This is a genomic window from Lichenicola sp. GTC18331 (assembly GCF_055386855.1).
Map to the genome: position 1 here is coordinate 3297577 of NZ_AP045015.1, position 16404 is coordinate 3313980.

The 16404-nt window shown below is 64.4% G+C and carries 12 protein-coding genes; 5 read left to right on the plus strand and 7 right to left on the minus strand.

Annotation, left to right across the window (positions count from 1 at the left end):
• Nucleotides 1-46 precede the first annotated feature (46 nt).
• Nucleotides 47-1264, plus strand: coding sequence for an MFS transporter (locus tag ACZ5BM_RS15125; RefSeq protein WP_498908948.1), 1218 nt, complete (start codon nucleotides 47-49; stop codon nucleotides 1262-1264).
• A gap of 24 nt (nucleotides 1265-1288) precedes the next feature.
• On the opposite strand, the gene ACZ5BM_RS15130 is transcribed toward ACZ5BM_RS15125, so the two are convergent.
• Nucleotides 1289-1927, minus strand: coding sequence for a flavin reductase family protein (locus tag ACZ5BM_RS15130; protein ID WP_498908949.1), 639 nt, complete (start codon nucleotides 1925-1927; stop codon nucleotides 1289-1291).
• A 57-nt stretch (nucleotides 1928-1984) separates the two neighbouring features.
• Nucleotides 1985-4126: a TonB-dependent siderophore receptor gene (locus tag ACZ5BM_RS15135; RefSeq protein ID WP_498908950.1), complete on the minus strand. Its 2142-nt coding sequence runs from the start codon at nucleotides 4124-4126 to the stop codon at nucleotides 1985-1987.
• A gap of 78 nt (nucleotides 4127-4204) precedes the next feature.
• On the opposite strand from ACZ5BM_RS15135, the gene ACZ5BM_RS15140 reads away from it, so the two are divergent.
• Nucleotides 4205-5374, plus strand: a complete 1170-nt coding sequence (locus tag ACZ5BM_RS15140) for a PepSY-associated TM helix domain-containing protein (protein WP_498908951.1) — start codon at nucleotides 4205-4207, stop codon at nucleotides 5372-5374.
• Between the two features lie 186 nt (nucleotides 5375-5560).
• Here the strand turns inward: ACZ5BM_RS15140 and ACZ5BM_RS15145 are convergent, their stop codons facing one another.
• Nucleotides 5561-7417, minus strand: a complete 1857-nt coding sequence (locus tag ACZ5BM_RS15145; RefSeq protein ID WP_498908952.1) for a S53 family peptidase — start codon at nucleotides 7415-7417, stop codon at nucleotides 5561-5563.
• Between the two features lie 249 nt (nucleotides 7418-7666).
• Nucleotides 7667-10855: an error-prone DNA polymerase gene (locus tag ACZ5BM_RS15150; protein WP_498908953.1), complete on the minus strand. Its 3189-nt coding sequence runs from the start codon at nucleotides 10853-10855 to the stop codon at nucleotides 7667-7669.
• Between the two features lie 17 nt (nucleotides 10856-10872).
• Between ACZ5BM_RS15150 and ACZ5BM_RS15155 the strand changes: the two genes are divergently transcribed.
• Nucleotides 10873-11193 (plus strand): hypothetical protein, encoded by a 321-nt coding sequence (locus ACZ5BM_RS15155; RefSeq protein ID WP_498908954.1) that lies wholly within the window; start codon nucleotides 10873-10875, stop codon nucleotides 11191-11193.
• A 5-nt stretch (nucleotides 11194-11198) separates the two neighbouring features.
• Here ACZ5BM_RS15155 and ACZ5BM_RS15160 read toward each other — a convergent pair whose 3' ends face one another.
• A complete protein-coding gene (locus ACZ5BM_RS15160) occupies nucleotides 11199-12767 on the minus strand; it encodes a Y-family DNA polymerase (protein WP_498908955.1) in 1569 nt (522 codons plus the stop codon).
• Nucleotides 12667-13260: an ImuA family protein gene (locus ACZ5BM_RS15165; protein WP_498908956.1), complete on the minus strand. Its 594-nt coding sequence runs from the start codon at nucleotides 13258-13260 to the stop codon at nucleotides 12667-12669. Before ACZ5BM_RS15165 ends, ACZ5BM_RS15160 begins: the two co-directional genes overlap by 101 nt.
• Before the next feature lie 30 nt (nucleotides 13261-13290).
• Here ACZ5BM_RS15165 and ACZ5BM_RS15170 point away from each other — a divergent pair, with 30 nt between their 5' ends.
• Both ACZ5BM_RS15170 and ACZ5BM_RS15175 read left to right on the plus strand, forming a co-directional pair.
• On the plus strand, nucleotides 13291-13722 hold the full coding sequence (locus ACZ5BM_RS15170; RefSeq protein WP_498908958.1) for a hypothetical protein: 432 nt from the start codon (nucleotides 13291-13293) through the stop codon (nucleotides 13720-13722).
• A 79-nt stretch (nucleotides 13723-13801) separates the two neighbouring features.
• Entirely contained in the window at nucleotides 13802-15283 is a 1482-nt protein-coding gene (locus ACZ5BM_RS15175) for a methyl-accepting chemotaxis protein (RefSeq protein ID WP_498908959.1), read from the plus strand.
• A 170-nt stretch (nucleotides 15284-15453) separates the two neighbouring features.
• Here ACZ5BM_RS15175 and ACZ5BM_RS15180 read toward each other — a convergent pair whose 3' ends face one another.
• Nucleotides 15454-16383, minus strand: coding sequence for an NUDIX hydrolase (locus tag ACZ5BM_RS15180; protein ID WP_498908960.1), 930 nt, complete (start codon nucleotides 16381-16383; stop codon nucleotides 15454-15456).
• Nucleotides 16384-16404: the final 21 nt, after the last annotated feature.

Sequence of the window (16404 nt, forward strand, 5' to 3'; positions counted from 1 at the left end):
GGTCGGCCGGGTTCATAACTCCGATCTCCACAGCGCCGGAGTGCCGATGACGGCCCTACGCCAGCCGATCGATCGGCTCAGCCCGCTTTATCCACGCCTGCGCGCCAGCCTGTTCCTGGCCGGGTTCGCCACATTCGCGCTGCTCTATTGCGTCCAGCCGCTGCTCACCGTGTTCGGTGACGATTTCCATGTCGGTGCTGCCAACGCCTCGCTGGCGCTTTCTCTGTCCACCGGCTTCCTCGCCTTCAGCATCGTCGGCACCACGCCCTTGGCGGTCCGGTTCGGACGCAAGCGGGTGATGTGCGTCTCGATGATCAGCGCGGCTCTGTGCAATCTGTGCGTCGCGCTGGCACCCAACTGGAGCGTGCTGCTGATCCTGCGCGGGATCGAGGGCATTCTGCTCGGTGGCGTGCCTGCGGTGGCGATGGCGCATCTCGCCGACGAGATCGCCCCGGCCGAACTCGGCCCCACCATGGGACTCTATATCGCCGGCACGGCGATCGGCGGGTTCGGCGGCCGCGTCGGTATCGCCTTGCTGTCGGAGTGGGGAGGCTGGCGTATCGGTCTGTTCGTGACCGGACTGGTCTGTCTCGCATCGGGGATCGCGTTCACGCTGTTGCTGCCGCCGGCCAGGATCGATCATCGCGCGCAGACCGTTCAGACGCGTGCCGTCGCCGGATCGTCCGGCTGGGTCTGGCATCTGCGCGATGGCGGCATGCTGGCGCTGTTCTTCGTCGGCTTCCTGGCGATGAGCTGCTTCGTCACCTCCTACAACTATCTCGGCTTTCGGCTGCTCAAACCGCCTTTCTCGCTCGGACAGGCCGCGTCGGGTGCCGTGTTCGCGGTGTATCCGGTGGGCATCCTCGCCTCGCCGATCGCGGGCCGTATGGCCGGACGATTCGGGCCGGGCCCCGTGCTGTTGGCGGGACCATGCTTCGGGCTGCTCGGGCTCGGCCTGACCCTGCTGCCGTTTCTGCCGGCAATCATGCTGGGGCTCGCCCTGGTCACGATCGGCTTCTTCGTATCGCATAGCGTCGCCAGCGCCTGGGTCGGCCAGCGCGCCACGCGCGATCGCGGCCATGCTTCGGCGCTCTACCTGCTCGCCTATTATGTCGGCTCTAGCATCATGGGCACGGTGGGCGGCTGGTTCTGGAGCCACGGCGCGTGGCCCGGCGTGACGATGTTCTGTGCTGCCCTGTTGGGGATGGCGCTGGTCACGGCGCTGGCGCTTCTGCGTGTGAAGGCGCGTCCTGTGACGGGGTGATCGCCGGGACCGCAGCCTGTCGGCTCATTCCGGTCGTTTCATCTCGAAGAACGCTTCCGGCGTCACTCTTATATAAGAGGCAGGCCCACCTGCTCGCAGGATCGGCGCGGCGGCGGCGGTGTCGAACACCCCGTTGCGGAGCAGCGCGCGATGGATATGCACCGCTATCACCTGGCCCAGCGTCAGCCACGTGTCGAGTTCGCGTCCCTCCAGGTCGTGCAGCCTGTGCTGGTCCAGCAGGCGGCATTCGAACGCCACCGGACTTTCGCCGACACGCGGCACGTCGATCTGTAGGCTGTTGATTGGCGTCAGGCCTGCCAGGGCGAACTCGTCCACCGTCTCGTCCACGCCGGCGGAGCTGGCGTTCATCGCTTCCGCCAGCGTGTCGGTCACCAGATTCCAGGTGAAGCAGCCGGTGCTGGCGATGTTGGCGGCGCTGTGCTTCCAGCCGGTGGACGAGAAGCCGATGATCGGCGGCGTGTAGTTGAAGGCGTTGAAGAAACTGTAGGGAGCCAGGTTCAGCGCGCCGGTCGGGCTGCGACTGCCGATCCAGCCGATCGGACGCGGACCGACGATGCTGTTGAACGGATCATGCGCCAGCCCGTGCCCGTTGGCGGGCTCGTAGCTGTGCATGTCGGCGGCGTGATGGATCGGTCGGTTCATCGGCGTGTCTCCCTCCGAGACACAATGAACCGACGCGCGGCTGGTTCGCCCAGGGCATCACCAGCGCACGCGTAAACTGCCCAGTACCGTGCGACGGTCGCCATAATAGCAGGTCGTGGTGCCGCCACAGCTCGCCACGAAGGTGCGATCGAACATGTTGTTCAGGTTCACGCCGAGCCGCCAACGCTGCGTCCGCCCGAAATCGTAATGGATGGCGGCGTCGAACAGGGTCACGGACGGAACGTTGAAGACGTCGGAATTGCTCGCAGCGGTCTGGCCGACATAGCGCACGCCGGCGCCGATCCCCAGCCCTTGGAGGCCGGGCAGCGGGCCGCCTTCATGGAACTGGTAGTCGCTCCAGAGCGAGGCCGTGTTGCGCGGGATCATGGACGGTTCCTTGCCCTGGGTGCCGTCATTGGCGCGGGTGATCACCGGGTCGAGATAGGTGTAGGCGGCGATGACGTCGGCGCCGCCGCCGAGACTCATGGTGGCCGAGCCTTCGATGCCGCGGACCCGGATCTCCCCGGTCTGGATCGTGTTCATCGGGTTTCGCGGATCGGTCGTGGCCACGTTGGTCTGGCGCAGATCGAAGGCGGACACGCCGATGAAGCTGTCCATGCCGCGCGGCTGGTACTTCACTCCGAGCTCGACCTGCTTGCCGTAGGTCGGCTTCAGCGCCTCGCCGTAGAGATTGGTGCTGGCGGTGGGCTGGAAGGAACGGGAATAATCGGCGTAGGCGAACAGGCCGGACGAGAACAGATAGCCGGCACCGCCATGATAGCTGAACACGTTCTCCGACATGCCGCTGGTAGTGACGCCGGCAAGCTCGGTGGTGTTGCTTGCCCAGTCGAACCGGCCGCCGGCGGTCAGGATCAGATGGTCGAACAGCTTCACGTGGTCCTGGGCATACAAGCCGGTCTGCGCGGCCTGCGGATTGGCGATCCGCGATAGCTTCAGCGGTTTCTGCGGCGTGTACACCGGATGATAGATGTCGATCGGACTGCCGGCGGCGACGCCCAGACGGGTGTCGGCGCTCGTGAGACGGCTATAGTCCAGCCCCGCCACGATCGTCTGTTCCGCCGGGCCGGTATGCAGATGGCCAGTGATCCGGCTGTCGGAGGTGAAGAGATCGGCGCTGGAGATCTGGTGGTAGGCGGCGCGGATCTGGGTGCGCATGTCGGGCAGAAGCGCCCTGCCGTAGACCTGCGCCCAGTCCAGATCGAGATGCAGCCAGCGGAAGTTCTCGTCGAACGACCAGTCGCGGTTGAAGCGATGGTCGAACAGAAATCCTAGTGTCGATTGGTTGCGGTCCCATTTGTTCAGGTCGGGCGACCCCAGGAACACGCTGGTCGGCAGCTTGCCGTTCGGATTGGGGAGCGCGGTGCCGTAGGCCGGCAGGAACTGGGTGCCGGATGTATGGTCGTGGGTGTAGCTCGACAGGAACGTCAGGTCGTCATCCGGTGTGATGTGCCAGGCGAGCGAGGGGGCGACGTAGACGCGGTTGTTCTTCACCTGGTCCACCTGGGTGTCCGCATCGCGCACCAGGAACACCACGCGGCCATCGAGCTGATGGTGGGTGCCGGGGATGGTGCCGTTCATGTCCCCCTGGCCCTGGAACCGGTTATAGGAACCGGCCACGAATTGCAGCTCGTGCGAGGCGACCCCGTTCGGCGTCTTGCTGGTCATGTTGACCAAGCCCCCCGGTGAACTCTGCCCGTAGAGAACCGAAGCCGGGCCATCCAGCACCTCGATCCGCTCCAGACCGTATTGTTCCTGCACCGGACCGGACTGGCCCGGGGTGAAGCGGGTGCCGTCGAGATAGAGCCCGTAGAGCGTGGCGTCGAAGCCGCGGATTCGGAACCAATCGAAGCGCGCATCGGCGCCGTAGGTGTCGGGCTGCACCCCCGGGCTGTAGCGGATCGCCTCGTCGATCGTCTGCACCAGACGTTCGTCCATCTGCGCCCGTGTCACCACCGAAACGGTCTGGGTGGTTTCGATCAGCTTCGTATCCGTCTTCGTGGCGGTCGAGGCGACGGTCGCGGTTTGCCGGGTCTGGCCCTGAACGCGGATGCGTTCCGAATCGTCGCCGGCACGTGCCGGGATGGCGGCGAACAAGGGCCAGGCCGCGGCGGTCGCCAGAGTGCCGAGACGTATCGTTTTCAGGGCGGAATAAGGGAGGGGGCGGAGGGGCACCGGCATCGTCTGATCCAGCCATTGTTCACGGGTCGTTTTCGCTATAGACGATAGTAAGACTGATTCGCAATTGCAGGAGGGTGCATGGCCGGGCGGATCGCGGGCGGGAACAGCGAGTCCCTGCGCCGATGGCGCTGGTGGCACCGGTGGAGCAGCATCGTGTCCACGCTGTTCCTGCTGATGCTCTGCATCACGGGTCTGCCGCTGGTGTTCTCCGACGAGATCGACGATGCGCTGGACGGGCTGCATCCGGCGATCGCGGCCGATCCGTCACCGCCTGGGACCGGCGCGGGGCCGGACCGTATGGTGGCCGACGCTCTGCGACGTCATCCTGGGCTTCGCCCGCGTATCGTCGTCTTCGATCAGGACGAGCCGGTGGCTCAGCTGCGTCTCACGCGAGGGCCTGACGACGGCTACGCTGGCAGCGTGCCGCTCAGCTATAGCCGTCGTACGGGCGCGCTGCTGCGCGATGGCGAGACGCCCGGCTCCGGGTTCATGCGGATCGTGCTGTCGTTGCACCGGCAGATGCTGTCAGGGCTTGCGGGCGAGTTGTTCCTGGGCGCGATGGGGATCGCGTTCCTGGTCGCCATCGTGTCGGGCTTCGTTCTGTATGCGCCCTTCATGCGCCGCCTACGGTTCGGCCAGATCCGTCGTTCTGGGTCGTCGCGTCTGCGCTGGCTCGACACGCACAACCTCGTCGGCGCCTGCGTCGCCGCCTGGATGGGGGTGGTGGGTTTTACCGGCGTCATGAATACGCTGGCGACACCCCTGTTCGGTTTGTGGGTGATGCGCGACGTGGCGCCCAAACTGGCCGCGTTCCGCACCGCTCCGGTGATGACGCCGACGGCGACGCTGGCATCGGCGATCGCGTCCGCCTCGGCCTCCGTGCCGGACGACCGCGTGTTGTCGGTCACGTTTCCGAGTCACATGGCGGGCAGTCCGCGTCACTACGTGGTCTGGATGGCCGGCAAGACGAAACTGCGTCGTCGTCTGATGACGCCTGTTCTGGTCGATGCCGCGACGGGCGCCACCGTCATGGTGGGACGGTTGCCTTGGTATCTGCGGCTTCTGGAACTGAGCCGACCTCTGCATTTCGGTGATTATGGTGGCCTGGGCTTGAAGATCGTCTGGGCCGCGTTCGACGTCGCGACGATCCTGGTTCTTGGCAGCGGCGTCTATCTGCTGTTCGCGCGGCCGTCTTCGGGACGTCGTGCGCGAAACGAGGAGGGGCGTCTGGTGCGCGGCGAGTCATGAGTCTCTGGCGTTGGCCGCTCTTGCTGGCGGCGCTGACATTAGCTGGATTGTTTCTGTCCCTGTGCGTGGAGAACGCATTCGGAGCGTCAGCTGGCTGTTTGCTGCTCGTCGTGCCGATCTGGGTGATGGCACGCAAGCTGTGGACGCGAGAGGCGACCGGTTTGCACCGGTCGGCTCTCGCTCGTTTCAGCGCGCGAAACCGCTGGTGGACGAGATGAACCGCGCCAGCTTGGCGACGTCGAACGAGCCGAAACCCGTGACCTGATCGTAGCCCTTCGCGGCGGCGAAACCGTAACCTTCGTAGCCGTTGTTGCCCGAGGTCACGTCGTGCAGCAACGACGGATTGGACGGGAAGTACTTGTAGAAGGACGCTGCCGGAAAGCCGAGTGCGTTGTTGTTGGCGCTTTCCAGACGCGCCCAGAGGCCGACGAAGATCGGCGAGGCAAGGCTGGTGCCGCCTACCTGGTAGGTGTTGCCGTGGCTGATCACGGTGGCGCCGGTGCTCTGCGCCGCATCGAAGCCGATATCCGGCACGGTGCGGTTCGATCCCGATTGCCAGCTCGGGGCTGCCTCGTAGGCGCTGGTGCCGCCGCCCGTGGCCCAAAGCTGCTCCACGTTCGGATCGCTGGTGCTTTCCAGCCCCTCGTTCCAGACCGTTTCGGACGACCAGGTGGTGGTGCCCGACGTATAGAGCGTGGTGCCGCCCACTGCGATCACATAGGGCGACGTAGCCGGCTCGCTGACCGAATATTGCGATAGATCCACGGTGGGATTGCCGTCGCCGTCCGCGATCGCGCCGTTGGAGCTCTCGTAGGCGCCGTGATCGCCCGCGGAAACCGAGAAGGTCTGGCCCTGTGCCTGCGCCTGTTTGAAGATGGCGTCGTCCGCAGCCTGCGAGCCGGAGCTGTTGGCGGAATCCTCGTCCACGCCGAGCGAAACGTTGATCACCTTCACCTTGTTGTCGGTCACGGCGCGATTATAGGCGCCGGTAATGGCGGACAAGGTCGCGGCATGGCCCCCGGCGCCGTCGCTGGCGGTATCCGGCGCCGAATAGAAGATGATCTGCGACACGCCGCCGGAGCTGCCGACGATGGACTGGCTGTCGAGGTTCCATTCCACGTCGCTGTTGGTGTCGGCGTAGTAGCGCGACGTGCCGGTCTTAACCACGCTGTTGGTCACCGCGGGCAGGCCATACTTGGTGGTGAAGCTGCTGAGATCGCGCTGCACCTGGGTCAGCGTGCCCCAGGTGATGATGCCGACCGATGTCTTGCTGCCGGTGGCGATCGAACTGGCGTCGTAGATCTTGGCGAAATCGGTCGGAGCGTGCGCGGTGGCGCTGCCGGCGTCCCTGGCGCGCAGGACCGAGCTGCGATTGGCGTCGCCGATCAACGTCGCCTTGTGCATGGTGTGCGCGACCGAGACGGTCTGCAGGCCGAGCACGCTGTTGACGATGCCGGCAAGCGCGGTCGGCACCGAAGCCGCCGCCTTGTTGGCGAACACGTCGCGTCCGTCGAAGGTGAAATGGCTCAAGCCCGTGTGGAAACCGCTCTTCACCGCCGCGGCATCGCCGGAGGCGGTGATCAGCAGACGGTTGGGGGCCACCTGGATGTTAGTGAAGCCGGCTTTCTGCAGATGCGCCACCACGGCGGACACCTGCGCCCGGCTCGGCGCATAGGCGGCGAGGAACTCGGCCGGCGTCATGTAACGACCGAACTGTTTGTTGGCCGGATCGGCGATCTCGGCCAGCGCATGGTCGAGATCGGCCTCGTTGCGCAGCTTCAGCGCCACGGTGATGTCGACCGGGGTGTCGTCGGACAGGTCGACGGCATGCGTGCTGGCAGCGCTCAGCGTGTGCTGGAAACGCTGCAGAGCGGCGCTGGCATGGGCGCGCGGCGCCAGGATGCTGGGCAGAAATGCCTTGGTGTTCGTGGGCGCCCAGTCCGCAGCGCGAGCGGCGCCGAGACTGCCCAGAAGGCAGACGGCGGAGGCGGCGCCGACGGCGATGCGGCGCAGATTCCGACGGGAGAGTTCCGATCGACCCATGAAGATTGTCTCCTGGTGCAACGGTTGGTCTCGAACTGAAACATTGAGACATGCTGACTACGCAGTTCGACAATGGTCGCGTCAATCTCCGGAATTGGGTCTGAACCAGCATTGCCTCGCGTGGGATGGAGGATCGTTCATCTGCATGACAGGTGATTCAAACGTCTGTTCTAAAACGATTTTGTAACGGCAATCGTCCCGGCAGAAAGGGGTCGATAACAAGCTTCCGCTCTCGAAATCGTGATGAAACTATCGAAAGTTGCGCGGCCGAACGGTGATCTGGGCATCATCTTGCTCCTGGCCCAGCTCACGCAGCATCGCCGACAGGTTCTCCAGCCGATGCGCGACCAGATGCACCACCTGCCCGGAGCGCTGCACGGTCCCGTGGCAGGCTATCACCCCGGCTGCCAGAATCAGCGTGCGCTGCTGCTCGAACAGGCTCGGCCAGATCACCAGATTGCCGATCGCCTCCTCGTCCTCCAGCGTCATGAACATCACGCCTTTGGCCGATCCGGGACGCTGCCGCATCAGCACCAGCCCGGCGACGGAAACGCGCCTGCCATCTCCCGCCTGGGCGAGCACGCCGCAGGAGGAGATGCCGCGCCGGCTCAGTTCGGGACGGAGCAGCGCCATCGGATGGCGTCGCAAAGACAGTCCGGCAGTGTGGTAATCCGCCACCACTTCGCCGCCTTCGCTCAGGGCAGGCAGGACGCTGGCCGGTTCCGGCGTTTCGTAATGCGGTCTGGCGGCGAACAAGGGCAAGGCGGTTTCGCCCAAACCGCGTATGTGCCAAAGCGCAGAGCGCCGCGACAGGCCGAGCGACGCGAACCCGTCCGCCTGGGCGATCCGCTCCAGCGGCGCCGGATCGAGCCCGGTGCGCCGATGCAGCAGCGCGATCGAGCGCCATGGCCCGTTGCGCGATGCCACGAGACGGTCCGCATCCGCGCGGGCGAGGCCACGCACCATGCGCAAACCGAGACGCACCGCCAGGAAACGGCCACGTGTCTCTTCCAGCGTGCAATCCCACTCGCTGTTATCGACGCAGATCGGGCGGATCTCGATGCCGTGCTCGCGTGCGTCGCGCACGATCTGCGCCGGAGCGTAGAATCCCATCGGCTGCGCGTTCAGAAGTGCGGCGCAGAACACGTCCGGATGGTGGCATTTGATCCAGGCGCTGGCATAGGCGATCTGCGCGAACCCTGCAGCGTGGCTCTCGGGGAAACCGTACGAGCCGAACCCTTCGATCTGTCCGAAGGTGCGTTCGGCGAAGTCGCGCGCGAAGCCGTTCGCCACCATGCCGTCGATCAGCTTGGTCTTGAAGTTGGAAACCCCGCCGGTCATCTTGAACGTGGCCATGGAGCGACGAAGCTGATCCGCTTCGGAAGGTGTGAAACCGGCGCAATGGATCGCCACCTGCATCGCCTGCTCCTGGAACAGGGGAACACCCAGGGTTTTCTTCAAAACCCGCTCGAGACTTTCCTGCGGATAGACGGGTTTTTCGATGCCGTCGCGCCGCCGTAGATAGGGATGCACCATGTCGCCCTGGATCGGCCCGGGACGCACGATCGCCACTTGGATCACCAGATCGTAGAGTTCGCGTGGCTTCAAGCGCGGCAGCATCGCCATCTGCGCGCGGCTTTCGATCTGAAACGTGCCGAGCGTGTCGGCGCGGCAGATCATGTCGTAAGTCGCCTGATCATCACGGGGAATATCGGACAGTTCCATGCGCCGCCCGCCGCGATGGCGATGCAGAAGATCGAAGGCCCGCCGCATGCAGCCGAGCATGCCCAGACCCAGAACATCGACCTTCATGAATCGCAGCGTGTCGATATCGTCCTTGTCCCATTCGATGACCTGTCGCTTGTCCATCGCCGCGGGTTCGATCGGCACCAGCCGGTCGAGCCGGTCGCGCGTCAGCACGAAGCCGCCGGGATGGGTGCCGAGATGGCGGGGAAATCCCACAAGCTCCTTGGCCAGCATCAAGGTAAGGCGCAAACGGCGATCGGCGATGTTGAGGCCGATGGCTTCCGCATGCTGTGCTTCCACGCCCTCGTCGCCCCAGTTCCAGACCTGAGCGGCAAGAAGCCCGGTGACATCCTCCGGCAGACCCAGAACCTTGCCGACTTCTCGCACGGCACCGCGTGGACGATAACGCGCCACCGTGGCGCACAAGGCCGCGCGATCGCGGCCGTAATGATCGAACACCCATTGGATCACCTCCTCGCGGCGCTCGTGCTCGAAATCCACGTCGATATCGGGCGGCTCGCGCCGATTGGTGGAGATGAAGCGCTCAAAAAGAAGATTGCCGTCCTTGGGATCGATCGCCGTGATGCCAAGCACGAAACAGACCGCAGAATTCGCCGCCGATCCGCGTCCCTGACACAGAATCTTTTTCTCGCGTGCGAAACGGACGATGCGGTTCACGGTCAGAAAATACGGTGCGTAGTCCAACTCGGCGATCATGGCGAGTTCACGCGCGATCTGTGCCAAAACGGCGGGCGGGGCACCCTCTTTGTAGACGATCGGCAAACGTTCTCGTACCAGCCGCTCCAGATCCTGCTGATCGGAAAGACCGGGCGTCTCGCTTTCCTCCGGATACTGATAGGACAGTTCGGTGAGGCTGAAACGGCACAGATCCGCGATGTGCCGTGTGGCCGCCAACGCCGCCGGATGATCGTTCACAAACAGACGCCGTATTTCCTGCGGCGTTTTCAGATGCCGATCCACCGAGCGTTCGCGCCGGAAACCGGCCGCATCGATGGTGCAGCCTTCGCGAATGCAGGTGACCACATCCTGGAGAATACGCCGTCCAGGTTCATGATACAGCACGTCGCCGGTCACGACCGTCGGGACATCGGCTTGCGCACAGAGCGACTCGATGAGCGCCAAGCGGGCACGGTCATCCGGGCGTCGTTCCAAAGTCAACGCGCACCAGGCGCGATCGCCGAAAACGTCGTGCATTTGTCGCAACGCCGGTGGCAATGTCTCCGGCAGAGCGTGCAAGGTTTGTTCCGGCAGCAGAATCGCGACCAGCCCTTCGACGTGCGGCTGCAATTCGCTCCAGTGCAAAGCGAAGCTGTTCTTGGCGCGCCGCTTTCCATGGCTCAGCACGCCGCACAAGCACGCATAGGCTTCGCGATCGGTCGGAAACAGCAGCAAAGACGGAAAATCGACCAGATCGAGCCGGCACCCGACAATCAGGCGCAGCCCGATCTCGTGGGCGCGCTGATGCGCCCGCGCCAGGCCGGCCAGCGTGTTGCGATCGGTGAGCGCGAGCGCTTCAAACCCGAAAGCGTGCGCCTGTTTCAGCAGCTCTTCCACATGGCTGGCGCCGTGGAGAAACGAATAATTACTCGTAACCTGCAATTCGATCGGGGCGTCGGCGTTTATCACAATGGCCGCCCAGAAAACGCCACGAAATCGGTGTGCAACGGGCATCCATAGGGGAGAGGATCATGAGAACCACCATCCTGGCCGCCGCTCTGCTGTTCGCGACCACCGGCCTGTGCGCCGCGCAGACCCGGACGGCACCGGCTCATATCGCGTCGCAACCACCGCCGCGGTCGTCCTATCCGGATGGTACCGGCAATGACGTGGTCGGCGATCTGAACGCAAGCCAGCTCAACCAGAACTATCGCGGCCCGTGGTATGTCGTGCCGCCCAATCGCGTGCTGCCAGGCTATACGCCGCCTCCGCCGGTCACCGCGGCGCCGGTCACTGCGCGGTCGCCTTACCCGATGCCGGTTTATGCACAGCCGGCTCCGCCGCAATACTGAGCGCATCAGAACAGCCCGTGCAGGAACCAGCCGAGGTCGCCCGTGCCTCGGTCGGTTCCGTCGCCGCGCCGGAACAACCAGAAGCGACGTCCGTGCTCGTCTTCCACACGGAAATAATCGCGTAGGGCAAGCCATTCGCTGCTGCGCAGCCACCATTCGCCGGCGATCCGCTCCGGCCCGTCCGCGCGTCGCACCGTATGACGGTGCGCACGCCAAATGAACCAGAGCGGGGCATGATCGGGCAAAGCGGCCATGGCTCGCACGGGTTGTGGCGGGTCCATGAGACGAATCGGACGCGGTAGCGCGCGCGGCCAGCCATCCGGTTCGATGCCTTGCCTGTCCAAAGGCGACCGGCGCGCCACGCTGCGTTCCGGCACGTCGCTTTCCACCGGCACCGGGCGCCACAAACGATGCCGCCCCAGACGCAACGCCAGCGTATCGATCAGCGGCGCCAATTCCGCCGAGGCGGCGTCGTTCGCATCGCCTTGCATCACACTGCGCAGCGTCGTTTGCGGTTGCCCGACCGGCTCGGCGAACCGGACCAGCAGCCACATGGTTTCCACGCCTTCGCCCGGGTCTACCTGATCCAGGCGCTCGTCCAGCAGGCGTCCGATATGGCGCGAATCGTGCGTCGGCACCACCAGGGTGACACGCTGGCTCGTGGACGAACCGTCGAGCCGCACGAACACCAGTTCGAGCTGGCGCGCGCCGAGACACAGCGCTTCCAACCGGGCGCACAGGCGCTGCGACAGAAGCGCGTTGGCGGCGGCCAGGCTTTCGGCGGTTTGCAGCGGTTCCAGAAAACCGAGACGTTCTTGCAGGAAAAGCGGCGGCTGATCCGGGCAGATCGGCTCGGCGACACGCCCGAATGCCTGATCGAGACGCAGCAGAACGGCGGTGCCGACCCGGCGTGACAAAGGGCCGCGCGGAATCGCTTCCAGTGCGCCAATCCGGCGCAGTCCGAACCGGTGCAGCAAGGTTTCGTCCTCGGGCTGCAAGCGCAGCGCCAGGATCGGCAGCGGTGCCAGCGTGTCCGACAGCATTCCGGATGCGACCGAGAACGTGGCGGAGGCGCTTCCGGCGGCATGCCGCGCGACAGCGAAAGCGGCACCGGCCGTGTCCGCGATCGCGATGCGTGCGCTCAATCGCCAGTGCCGCAATGGCCTCGCCATATCGTGCAGAAGTGCGTCCTCACCGCCGAACAGGTGCGCGCAGCCGGACAGGTCGAGCCAGATCCCGTTCGGCGGCTCAGGACGGCTCAGCGGTGTGAACCGCCGGCACCAATCCGCCAGCGCCGACAGGGCGACGGCATCTTCCTCTGGCGTCGCACGGCGTACCAGAAGGTCCGGAAGCATGGCCTGCGCCTGAGCGAGCTTCATGCCGGGCTGCACACCCTCCGCCTGCGCCCGCGAACAGGCCGCTGCGATCAGGCGGCGCGATCCGTGCTGTGACCAGGTGACGCTGGGCGGCGGCTCATCCGGCGGCAGCCCGTTCTCCGTGCGGCGATGCTCGATCGCCCAGAACGGCAGAAACAGGAACCCGATGCGTCGGGGCGGTGGTGAGGGGAGGGGCATCGGCGAGGCGGCCTTCCGAGTCGCAAGCCTGTACGGTCCATTCGAACAGGTTGGTGTCCCGGCTGCGCAGAAGGCTCAGGCGCCAAAGCGGCCGGTCGTCGAGATGAGAGGCGTGAAGCTGTCCACGCGGCGGCAGAACGCCGATGCGCCAGCGCGTGGCGGCAGCGCTGGGCGCCAGCAGTACCGGATCGTCGAAACGCCGACTGCGCCGGACCAGAAAGGCCGGAATCCCAGAGGTTTCAGCAGCGAGTTGCAGCCGTCGCGAGGCGGTCAGACCGAACGCACCCTCCATCTCGCCCACCACGGCGCACAGGCCAGGATGGCGCAGCGCTTCTTCCATCACGGCGGCGACGTTGCGGCCGCTTCGGGCCAGGATCAGGCGGCGCGGGGATAGTCCCACCGAAGCGAGGCCGGGCGGATAAAGGTCGTCGCCCTGCATGGCCCACAACACGAGTTTGTCGGGCGGCAGCGTGCGGCAGAAACCGGCAAGCAAGCCGGCTATCAGCTGGCTCGCAGCGGTGCCATGTTCGGTGTCGGCACCTTGCCCCAGCATCTCGTGCAGGGCCCCGACGACGAGACCGCCGGACAGGCGGCCATCGACGGCGGAAAGGCCAAAACCGATCCGGGGAAGGCCTGGTGCGGCCGTTCTCGGGCGTGCGAGCCTGTGAACCTGCCGACGCAGACGTTCGATTTCCGCCAGCGCCGCCGTTTCCGTTCGTCCACGATCCACATCCGCCCCCCGCCCTCATATGTCACGACGAGAACATATAGCGAACAAACGGCGGTCGGCGGAAGCCGGATGTTCTGCCCGGCATGGAAAAACAAAGGCGGCTCGGTTGACTGGGCCTTCGTGCCGCATGTCGGTGCGGGTCGTGGCCGTCGACATTCGGACGGATTGCAGACTGTGTGGCGTCCGTTCGGCAATTTTCGATCGAAAAGAAACGATCTGCATTAACCGAATGGAAAGGCGATGCCGTCATAGTCACAACGGCGGCGTCCAACCATTTTGCGCCGCGATACTCGAAGGGTCGACAATGCTGGACACATTGCGCAGGACGACGCGACTGGATCTCCGGGCGCTGGCATTACAGTATCAGCACACCAAGGTGATGGTCACGGACGAGAAGCTGAACATCGTCTTCGTGAACAACTCGGTGATCGCGCTGTTGCAGAAGGCGGAAGCCGATCTGCGCAAGGACATGCCCCATTTCAGTGTGGACAAGCTCGTCGGCAGCAATATCGACATCTTCCACAAGGTGCCGTCGCATCAGCACCGTATTCTTTCCAAGCTGGAGAAGCAGCATGTCGCGACGATCTGGATCGCCGGGCATGGCTTCGACCTGATCGTGAATCCGGTCCGGGATCAGAACAAGACCGTCGGCTTCGTGGTCGAATGGGCCGACGCCAATGCTCGTCTTCATAATCTCGATTTCCGCGAGCAGATGGCTGCCATCAGCCGATCCCAGACCATGATCGAATTCTCCATCGACGGAACCATTCTGTCCGCCAACGAAAATTTTCTTCGTTCCGTCGGATACACGCTCGATCAGATCAAAGGGCGGCATCACAGCATCTTCGTCGATCCGGAGCAGTCGAAGGATCCCTCCTATGCCAAGTTCTGGGAGAACCTCCGCAACGGCAATTACCAATTCGGCAAATACAAGCGCCTGACCCGTGATGGGAAGGTCGTTTGGATCGAGGGCGCCTACAACCCGATCCCTGACGAAAGCGGCAAAATCTACAAGGTCGTTAAATTCGCTAACGACGTCACTACACAAGTGGAATTGCTGGCGAATCTGAAGGCGTTGATCGACCGTAATTTCGGCGAAATCGATCAGGCGATTGGCTCTTCCTCCACCGAAGCCGATACCGCCGCCAAGGCGGCCGGAGAAATGTCGAGCAACGTACAATCCGTCGCCACCAGCGCGGATGAGCTTGCGGTCTCGATCGCCGAAATCGCGAAAAGCATGTCCCAGTCGCGTTCGGTCACGGACAAGGCCTTCTCGCAGACCGTTGCCGCCGGGAGCGATACCGAGGCGCTCACACGCTCCGCTCAGGAAATGAATGGCATCGTCGGCTTGATCCGATCCATCGCCAGCCAGATCAATCTGTTGGCGTTGAACGCTACCATCGAGGCGGCACGGGCCGGCGAGGCCGGTAAAGGCTTCGCTGTGGTGGCGAACGAGGTCAAGACACTGGCGATTCAGGCAGCATCGGCGACGCAGCGTATCTCCACCGAAATCGAAGGCATCCAGAAAATCTCTGCCGGCGTCGCTGGCGCACTCGGGACGATCCGCGAGGACATGGTCACGGTGCGTGAAAGCGTGATGGTCACGGCATCGGCGGTAGAAGAACAGAACGCCCTGACACACAGCATGTCGGAGCAGATGCGGAACGCTTCCGGAACCGTATCGAAAGTCTTCACCAGCATCAACGAGATATCGACGGCCGTCGATCACGTCGCGGAAGCCGTGCAGAAAACCAAGCAGGCCGCGCGTGTTCTCGTGATCGACTGAGATGGGCTTGCCGACACGCTGATTCTGTCGGCGTCTGGAGAAAACGCCGCAACAGTCTTGATCGCAATCGTCCTGGTGGAGACCGAAAACGATTATCGGGCGGCATCCGAGCATGTCGCCCGATCGGGCTGGTCAATCCGAAGCCGTGCCATGCTCCTTTATCTGGTACATCATTCGGAAGCGTGCCTGGTGGAGATCCAATCGACAGTCGAACTGATCGCTCCCTCGCCGTAAGGGCCTTCGAGCCGCTTTTTCAACAATATTCCGCCGGCGCTCGACGGGTCGATCAATCCGCGTCGCAAGAACAGATCGATCAGCACCAGATTGACGTTGAACTTGAATCGGTCCGTGTCGCGCACCAAACGGAACGCCTCGTCCAGCGGCATCAGGGTGAAGCCGGTCATCTCTCCGTCATGCGCCACCGGTTCGAAACTGTCCGGCAACACCACGTCGAAGCAATGCAGACGGTCGCGACGTAGCCCCTCGGGACGCTGCATCACATAGGAGATGATCCCGACCGGAACCGCCTGATGCGCCAGTTCCGGCGTCAGGCCGCATTCCTCTGCCCCTTCCTTCACCAAGGTGGACAGCGCGTCATGTCCGGCCGCGATGCCACCCGCGGCCAGATGGTCCAGCTTGCCGGGGTCCAGCAGCTTGTTGTCGGCCCGATGTCCGACCCAGAGATGCAGCCCGTCCGGGCGTTCGACCAGCCCGTTCAGGTGCAGCCCCTGCGCCAACACGCCGAAGCCAGGCAGCACGCCGCGATCCAGTGTCGCCAGCACGGGCCCGTCCGGCACGGCACGGATATCGAACGGCTCGTCGCGAAACCTGAACAGCTTCGCCTCGGCCAGCGATCGCCCCAGAGCCGCCAGGGCGGACGGATCGTCGAGAACCAGCCCATCGCCCTCGCGCCGAACGCCCCGCGCTTCCAGCTCCGGCGCCAGGGCAGGCCGCACGAACCCCACCGCTTCCATGCCGAGATGAAACGGCAACCGGTCGCCCGGCAGTGTCGTGTTGTTGCAAAAGTCGAGATGGCGGAGAAACGGGGCGATATCCATGCCGAACCGTTCCAGAGCCTCGCCCGGTTGGCAACGTGTCATCGGCGCTCCTAAGCGGTGACG